We start from the raw sequence: 8448 nt of genomic DNA, 5'->3' as shown, positions 1-8448 counted from the left end.
TGATGATGCGGGCGTAGCTCAGGGGTAGAGCATAACCTTGCCAAGGTTAGGGTCGAGAGTTCGAATCTCTTCGCCCGCTCCATGATGAAAGTTTCAAAGGCCGCCCTTCGGGGCGGCCTTTTGCTTTTCCGTCTTGCGCTATGGGCCGTTTTGTCGTGTGCTGCGCTTTATGCAAGATACGCTATCCAATCCGCACAATCCTAATCAGAAAACCGTCTTCACGGTTGGCTATGCCGGTCATGACCGCGACAGTTTGCTGGCGCTGTTTAAGGCGCACGGCATTACCGCCGTGGCTGATATTCGGACGTTTAAACGATCCAGCTACTGGACGGCGTTTGATGCCGACAGTTTTGGCCCCTTTTTGCGGGCACAGGGCATTGCCTATGTTTTTATGGGGGATGTGATGGGTGGCAAGCCACAGGCGCCTGAGCTCTATCCTGACGGGCAGCTGGACTATGATCTGATGGCACAGCTCCCGGAATTTCAGGATGGCATTGCCCGTTTGATCAGCGGTGCCAATAAATATCGCATCTGTCTGATGTGTGCGGAAAAGGATCCGCTTGATTGTCATCGGACGTTGTTGATTGCCTCGCCACTAAAGGCCGCCGGGTTTGATCTTTGCCATTTGGTCGAAGGGGGTGTTGAACATCAGTCCGAAACCGAACAGCGCATGGTCGCGCTGAATGGCGGTGACGTGCCCGATCTGTTTGCCACAACGGCCCCTGATCCTGACGCCGAAACCAAACTTGCGTTACAGCGCCAGATCAAACGTGTCGCGCCACGGGCCCAAGACGCGATCAAGCGTCGGTAATTTGAGGCGCGATCATGCGTCATCGCGCAGAAGTGTCATGAAGCAATACCAAGCCATGATGTTGTAACTGCCCCCAAGATGAACCACATCGGAGGTCAGGAACCGGATGTCGCTTCGGACCATGGGCATTTTACGGGCAATATCAGCAATCAGGTCCTTTTGCCCCAAACCATGATGGGGGACGTGATTTTTATTGTGCGTCTGCGAGCGTGGTTCTCAACATGGTCTGTGTTCAGGGCGGTTTGCGGTGCGGAAAGTGCAAAACTCTGTGACAAGCCTGCTTAATGGTTAATCAGGCATGCAAAGGCTAGCTTGTTGGTTAAATGAATTTTTTTTGTGCAGAAGCATAGTTTTTAGGCAGATCATCCGCTATGTGTAGCCTTGGAGGAAATCTTCGGAATTCCATATGCTCCAACCTTGGAAAACCCCAGATTTCCTTCCCAATTAAATGTGACATCCGTGGTGTGTGATGCTGACCGCAAAAGGTCAGTGTTTCGGTTCTGGCAAACAGGACCGGGAAAAAGGGAAATTGGACATGAAAGCCCGTAAAGACGACCCGAAACGGGAAGTCATCGACAAAGTTGTCGAACAAATCCAACAGCGTTTAAAAGGCAAAATGGCGAAGGATGCAGAAGCGTTCGTTCGCCTTTTTTACAAGGATGTTCCGCCCGACGACGTGGCGGGTCGATCTGTCGACTCGCTTTATGGCGCGGCGTTGACGCTTTACAAATTCGCACAAAAGCGTCCTTCGGCTGATGCGGCCAAGATCCGGGTCTATAACCCTGATCTTGAAGAGCACGGCTGGAAATCAGATCACACCGTGATCGAGATGATCAATACGGACATGCCGTTTCTGGTCGACTCGGTTACATCCGCCCTGCATGACCTTGATCTGACCGTTCATCTGGTCATTCACCCGATCATGCGGATCAAGCGCGACGGCAAGGGCGAACTTGACGTTGTTGCCTCGGTCGAAGACTCCGATGCGCCGCGTGAATCGGTCATGCATCTTGAAATCGACGAACAGACCGACGAAACCGTGCTTAATAAAGTACGCGCCCGTCTTGATGATGTTTTGACCGATGTCGGTCTTGCTGTGCGTGACTGGAAACAGATGCTCAGCAAAGTCACCGACGTTCTGGATGAAATTAAAACAGCCCCGAAAACCATTCCGACCGATGATCGTAAGGAAGCCGAGGATTTCCTGGGCTGGCTGCATAACGACCATTTCACCTTCCTGGGCTACCGCGAATATAAATTTGGTGGTGGTGCCAAAAAGGCCGCTGGTAACGTAAGTGTCCAGAACCAGTTGGGCATTCTGGCGCGCGAAGGCACGCATGTTTTTGACGAACTTCGCCAGATCGGCAACCTGTCGGACGAGGTAAAGGATTTTGTCACCAAACCCAGTCTTTTGATGGTGACCAAAGCCAATAAACAATCGACAGTTCATCGTGCTGTTCATCTTGATACCATTGTCGTCAAACAGTTCGACGCCAAAGGCAAGGTGATTGGCCAGCATCTGTTCGTCGGTCTGTTTACCTCAGTTGCCTATAACCTCAGCCCGCGTTTGATCCCGCTTTTGCGCAAAAAATTGGATGAAACGATTGCCCGCGCCGGCTTCCCGCCCGCCGGTCATGACGCCAAGGCACTGGTCAATATTCTTGAAACCTTCCCGCGTGATGAGCTGTTCCAGGTCGAACTTGATGATCTCTATCATACCTGCATGGGGATATTGCACTTGCAGGAACGCCAACGGATTGCGCTTTTTGTCCGGCGTGATGCGTTTGAACGGTTCGTCTCCTGTCAGTTGTTCTGCCCGCGTGATCGTTTCTCGACCAAATTGCGGATCAAGTTCCAGAAGGTCATCGAAGACGCCTTTGAGGGCAAGGTTTCAGCCCACTACACCCTGATTGGCGACAGCCCGCTTGCGCGGTTGCACCTGCTGGTGAAAACCACGCCGGGTGAATTGCCGGAATACGATGTGACCGACATCGAACGTCAGCTTGTTGAAACTGCGCGCGACTGGGCCGATACGCTGCGTCAGGTTCTTGTGCGTGAAATGGGCGAAGAACGTGGCTTGGCACTGTATCGCAAATACGGCGAAAGCTTCTCAAGCGACTATCGCGATCGTTTCACGGTTGAAAGTGCCGCACTTGATGTTGAGCGCATCGAAGACGTGATGAAGGCCTTTGATATCCGGGTGAACCTGTATCGCCCGATTGAGGCGGCCGAGAACGAACTTCGGTTTAAAATCTATAATCCGGGCATGCCCGTGCCGCTGTCCGATGTGTTACCGATGCTTGAAAACATGGGGCTTAAGGTCATCACCGAGAACCCGTTCACGGTGGAACCGCGCGAGGTTGATATCAATGTGCGTATCCATGATTTCGGCGTGGTTGTGGATGGTGAATTCCATCTGCATGACGTGCGTGACAAGTTCCAGGAACTGTTTGTCCGCATGTGGCACGGCGAAGTGGAAAATGACGCCTTTAACCGTCTTGTCCTGCTGGGCGGGTTGCATTGGCGCGAAGTCGTGATCCTGCGCACCTATTCGCGCTACATGCGTCAGATGGGATCGGCCTTCTCGCAGGATTATATGGCCAAGACCCTTGCCAATAATCCGACATTGGCATCGGCCCTTGTGTCCTTGTTTGTTGCCCGCTTTGACCCGGATCGCGATCCCGGACTGGCGGCCGAGGCCGAAGCCATCGAAGGCGATATCATCACCAAGCTTGAAGATGTCATGAACCCGGATGAAGATCGCATTTTGCGCGCCTTCCTTAATCTGGTTCAGGCAACTTTGCGCACCAACTTCTTCCAGTATGGCGCGGATGGAAATCCCAAGCCGTATCTGTCGGTTAAATTCAATTCCGGCATGGTCGAAGATTTGCCGCTGCCGCGTCCATGGCGCGAAATATTTGTTTATTCCCCGCGGGTCGAGGCCGTTCACCTGCGCGGGGGGCCGGTTGCCCGTGGTGGTATTCGCTGGTCCGACCGTCAGGAAGATTTCCGTACCGAAATTCTCGGTCTGGTCAAAGCCCAGATGGTCAAGAACGCGGTGATTGTGCCTGTCGGGTCAAAGGGCGGCTTTGTTGTCAAACGCCCGCCGGTCGATGGCACGCGCGAAGCCTTCCTTGAAGAAGGCATTGCCTGTTACAAAATCTTGATGAGCGGCATGCTCGATATCACCGACAATATCGTTGCCGGTGATATCATCCCGCCAGAACGGGTGCGTCGCCTTGATGAAGATGATCCGTACTTGGTGGTTGCCGCCGATAAGGGGACCGCGACGTTTTCAGATATCGCCAATGGTGTGGCGCGTGATTATGGCTTCTGGCTTGACGATGCCTTCGCATCGGGCGGCTCGCAGGGCTATGACCATAAGAAAATGGGCATCACGGCGCGTGGCGCGTGGGAATCTGTTAAACGTCACTTCCGCGAAATGGGCAAGGACATCCAGAAAACCCCGTTTACCGTGGCCGGTGTTGGCGATATGTCAGGCGATGTGTTTGGCAACGGCATGTTGCTGTCTGAGCAAATCAAACTGACCGCCGCCTTCAACCATATGCATATTTTTGTCGATCCGGAGCCGGACATGGCAAAAAGCTTTGCTGAACGCCAACGCCTGTTTGATCTGCCGAGATCCGGCTGGGGCGATTACGACAAAAAGACCCTGTCCAAAGGCGGGGATATCTTTGACCGCAAAGCCAAAACCCTTGATCCGTCACCAGAAGTCCGCAAGTTGCTGGGCCTTGAAACGGGCAAGGTAACACCCGCCGATATGATGAAGGCCATCCTGAAATCCGATGTTGAACTTCTGTGGTTCGGCGGGATCGGGACCTATATCAAATCACATATGGAAACCAATGCCGACGCGGGCGACCGTGCCAATGATGCCATTCGCATCAATGGCCGTGAAATCCGCGCCAAGGTCATTGGCGAGGGGGCCAACCTTGGCGCCACACAGCGGGGCCGTATCGAGTACGCCCATGCCGGTGGTCGTTTGAATACTGACGCCATCGATAATGCGGCGGGTGTGAATTGCTCGGATCATGAGGTCAACATCAAGATCCTTGTTGGCGAAGTTGTCGCCGCCGGGGACATGACCGAAAAGCAGCGCAACAAGCTTCTGGTCGAAATGACCGATGAGGTCGGTGATCTTGTTCTGCGCGATAACTATCTGCAAAGTCAGGCGATCTCGAACACCTATGCGGCAAGTGCTGATGTGCTTGATGCTCAGGTGCGTCTGATCCGGATGCTGGAACGCGAAGGGCGGCTTAACCGCGAGATCGAATATCTTCCTGATGACGAAGAACTTGCAAAACGTGCCAGCAACCACGAAGGCCTGACACGGCCCGAAGTTTCGGTTCTGATGCCCTATGCCAAACTTTGGCTGTATGACGAGGTGCTGGAATCTGATTTGCCAGACGATCCGATTTTGGTCGAAGAACTGGTGCGCTATTTCCCGACACCGGTGCGTAAGAAATACGCCGATGCGATTTCAGAACATCGTCTGAAACGTGAAATCATCGCCACCGTTGCGACCAACAGTCTGGTCAACCGGGTCGGGGGCACATTTGTTCACGACATGATGGAGGCCACGGGGCTTTCGGCTGTGGATGTGTCGCGCGGATATTTGATTACCCGTGCGGTGTTTGGTCTGCGTGATATCTGGGCCGGGATCGAGGCCCTTGATAACGTGGTTCTGGCCAAACTTCAGATCGGCATGTTCCGCGACATCAACCGGATGGTCAATCATGTCACCCAATGGTTCCTGCGCAATTGCGAGGAACTTAATGTTGGGGCCAAGATCGAGATGTTCCGCCCGGCAGTGTCAAAGGTGATTGATGCCTTTGACGATATTGTGCCGGTTGATGCCGGTTTCAGAACGTCACTGGATCAAAAGGCACAATCCCTGGTCGCGCAAGGTGTGCCCGAAGACTTGGCACGCCGCGTGGCATCCATGGCGCAGATGGTGGCGATTTGTGATGTCGTCCGCATTGCCGAGGCCACGGGCCGGGATGTGATCGAAGTCGGGGCCACCTACTTTGCGGTTGGGGCACGGTTCCAGCTTGGTCTGATGCGGGCAGCCGCCGATTCAATCGAAGCCGAAACCCATTGGCAGAAACTCGCCCGTGCGGCGGTGGTTGACGATCTTTATGGTCATCAGCGTGAATTGACCCGTGCGGTTCTTGGTGCGGGCAAAAAAGGCGCATCGGGTGCCGATCTGGTTGATAAGTGGGTGGATGCCCATCAGCGGGGTTGTGCACGCTGTGATGAACTGATCAATGAACTGCGGGCCGCAGGTCAGATTGATCTTTCCATGATCACGGTTGCCAACCGTCAGATCAGGGCTTTGACCGGCGCCTGATCACGCATCACGGTTCATGTCAGTATCTATGTCAGGAGGGCGCATTTCGTGCCCTCCTTTCTTTTGTGTGGTCATCGGGCATGTTTGGCCGATGTGGTGTCGCAGAACGGCGGAAAATACCGCTATGACGGCTGCTATGCGTTTTTAACTCATCACGGCTTAGCGCTTTGAATTTGCAAACATTACTGTCATCCTGTTGCCATTATTACATGATGAAGTGACAATATATCCGGTCATTCACTTGAAAAATACCGACCGGTTCGTATATTCGTTACATACATAAAAAAATTAGGTCAAAGCCATGAGGAACGCTGCAGAAACCCGGATCAAGCTGCTAGAGACAGCCATGGAGCTGTTAACGACCCGTAGCTACCACGATATCGGCGTCAGCGACGTCTGCAAACATGCCGGTGTCACCAAGGGCGCGTTCTATCATCACTTTGACAGCAAGGCCGCCTTGTTTGCCGCGTCTGCGCGACAGCATTGGGAAAAGGGCAAGGACGAGCTCCGTTCGATCTTTTCGCCCGATATTTCCCCGATTGAGCAACTGAACCGCTATATCGATCTGGTCTGCAGCAAGCAGGAAAAATACGCAATCCCCGGTGAAAGCGAAGTCTGTGTCTGTCCGATTTTCACCGCAGGCGGTCAGGTCGGACCCGAAGACATCGAAATTCAGGATTGCTCACGCGAACTGGCCGAAGAACAGATCAAATACCTTGCATCCATGGTGCGTGGCCTCAAAGGCGAGGGCATGCTCAGCGAGGATGGAGATGTCACAACACTGGCGCGCATGATTTTCCAGTATGTCCACGGGCTTTTGACCTATGGCAAGGTTTTTAATGATCTTGATACTGTTCGGTCTGATCTGCGTGAAGGCATCTGTCGAATCCTCAATTTACAGTGTAAATTCAGGGATGTAAGCTCTTCCGACGCGGCCTGATGTTTCGGATGCGTTCTAAAATAATTTAAAAAATAACCACTTTTTTGCCTTCTTCCCCTTGCAAGCAAACCGATCGGTATGCATCTATCGGTCAAACAGTCCGCAATATGTGCGGCTCACGCTTTTGGAAGATGGAAAGATGCAGTCTCGATCAAAACGCAAAATATTGCTGCCCGCGGCCGTTCTGGCGCTGGCAGTTGCCGCCGGTGGATATGGCTTGCATGTCACCGGTTCCGCCGCCGATGAGGTCGCGGTTCAGTCCGCACCCATGGCAACACCGGTCACCGTTTCCGATGTAAAAAGTAATTCTGTTCGTCTCTGGAGCAACTTTTCCGGCCGCCTGAGTGCGGTTGAGGAAGTCCAGTTGCGCCCGCAGGTCAGTGGTGCGATCGTCAAAATCGGTTTTGAAGACGGTCAGCTGGTCAAGCAGGGCGATATTCTGGCCGTGATTGACCCGCGCAGCTATCAGGCCGCAGTCGATGAAGCGCGCGCAGAACTTTCCGTTGCCCGTCAAAACCTGTCGCTGGCCTCCAAGGAAAAGGAACGTGCGGAAAAGCTGGTGTCCAATGGCACGGTGTCAAAACGTGTCTATGACGAACGGCTTAGCACCCATCAGGTCGCACAAAGTCAGGTCACCCGTGCGCAGGCACAGCTTGAACTGGCTGAAATCGAACTTGATCACGCCTATGTCAAAGCCCCGATTGACGGGCGTGTCAGCCGTGTCGAAATGACCGTTGGCAATCAGGTCAATGCCGGTCCAAACGCCCCGGTTCTGACCACCATTGTCTCAACCGGGAAAATCTATGCCGATTTCGACCTTGATGAGCAGACTTTCTTTGCCAGCCTTGGCGCCAGTGGCAAGATTGATGATGCCGCGCAAAGCATCCCGGTCAATATGACGCTGTCGAACGGCCGCCATGTTTCTGGCCACGTACACAGCTTTGACAACCGCATTGATGCGCGCACCGGCACCATCCGGACCCGGGCACTGTTTGACAATCTTGATGGCACCCTTCTGCCGGGCACCTTTGCCAGTCTGGAACTTGGCACGCTTGCCAAGGAAGAAGTCATCATGATCCCGCCTGAGGCGATCAGCACCGATCAGGATCGTAAATTCGTCTATGTCGTTCAGCCCGACAACACGGTTGCCTATCGTCAGGTGATGCTGGGGTCTGAACTCAACGGCATGCGGATTGTCACATCCGGTCTTGAGATTGGTGAACTTGTCATTGTGAACGGCATCATGAAGGTTCGTCCCGGTATGTCCGTTGCCCCCGAAATTCTGCAGGCCTCAGCATCCTGAGGGGTGCTTTACTGCGCGCATAA

Annotated in this window: 4 protein-coding genes and 1 tRNA gene; all 5 read left to right on the top strand. The window is 53.6% G+C overall.

What is annotated here, in order from left to right; translation table 11 throughout:
- The first annotated feature begins 7 nt into the window (after nt 1–7).
- The 5 genes from COO92_RS20845 (at nt 8) to COO92_RS20825 (ending at nt 8425) form a co-directional block, all read left to right on the top strand.
- Nucleotides 8–82, top strand: a tRNA-Gly gene (locus COO92_RS20845).
- Between the two features lie 87 nt (nt 83–169).
- Nucleotides 170–811: a DUF488 domain-containing protein gene (locus COO92_RS20840; protein ID WP_101304865.1), complete on the top strand. Its 642-nt coding sequence runs from the start codon at nt 170–172 to the stop codon at nt 809–811.
- Nucleotides 812–1346: 535 nt separating this feature from the next.
- Nucleotides 1347–6182 (top strand): NAD-glutamate dehydrogenase, encoded by a 4836-nt coding sequence (locus tag COO92_RS20835; protein WP_101304864.1) that lies wholly within the window; start codon nt 1347–1349, stop codon nt 6180–6182.
- Nucleotides 6183–6483: 301 nt separating this feature from the next.
- Nucleotides 6484–7122 (top strand): TetR/AcrR family transcriptional regulator, encoded by a 639-nt coding sequence (locus COO92_RS20830; protein ID WP_022732701.1) that lies wholly within the window; start codon nt 6484–6486, stop codon nt 7120–7122.
- Nucleotides 7123–7261: 139 nt separating this feature from the next.
- Entirely contained in the window at nt 7262–8425 is a 1164-nt protein-coding gene (locus COO92_RS20825; protein WP_022732700.1) for an efflux RND transporter periplasmic adaptor subunit, read from the top strand.
- The last annotated feature ends 23 nt before the right edge of the window (nt 8426–8448 follow it).

The sequence above is a fragment of the Thalassospira lohafexi genome (assembly GCF_002844275.1).
Taxonomy (GTDB): domain Bacteria; phylum Pseudomonadota; class Alphaproteobacteria; order Rhodospirillales; family Thalassospiraceae; genus Thalassospira; species Thalassospira lohafexi.
Note: the sequence above shows the minus strand (reverse complement) of the source record. Positions and strands in the feature narration are given on the sequence as shown.

Excerpts from the sequence above, each read along its gene's own strand:
- COO92_RS20840 (WP_101304865.1), top strand. The coding sequence starts at position 170 with ATGCAAGATACGCTATCCAATCCGCACAATCCTAATCAGAAAACCGTC.
- COO92_RS20835 (WP_101304864.1), top strand. The coding sequence starts at position 1,347 with ATGAAAGCCCGTAAAGACGACCCGAAACGGGAAGTCATCGACAAAGTT.
- COO92_RS20830 (WP_022732701.1), top strand. The coding sequence starts at position 6,484 with ATGAGGAACGCTGCAGAAACCCGGATCAAGCTGCTAGAGACAGCCATG.
- COO92_RS20825 (WP_022732700.1), top strand. The coding sequence starts at position 7,262 with ATGCAGTCTCGATCAAAACGCAAAATATTGCTGCCCGCGGCCGTTCTG.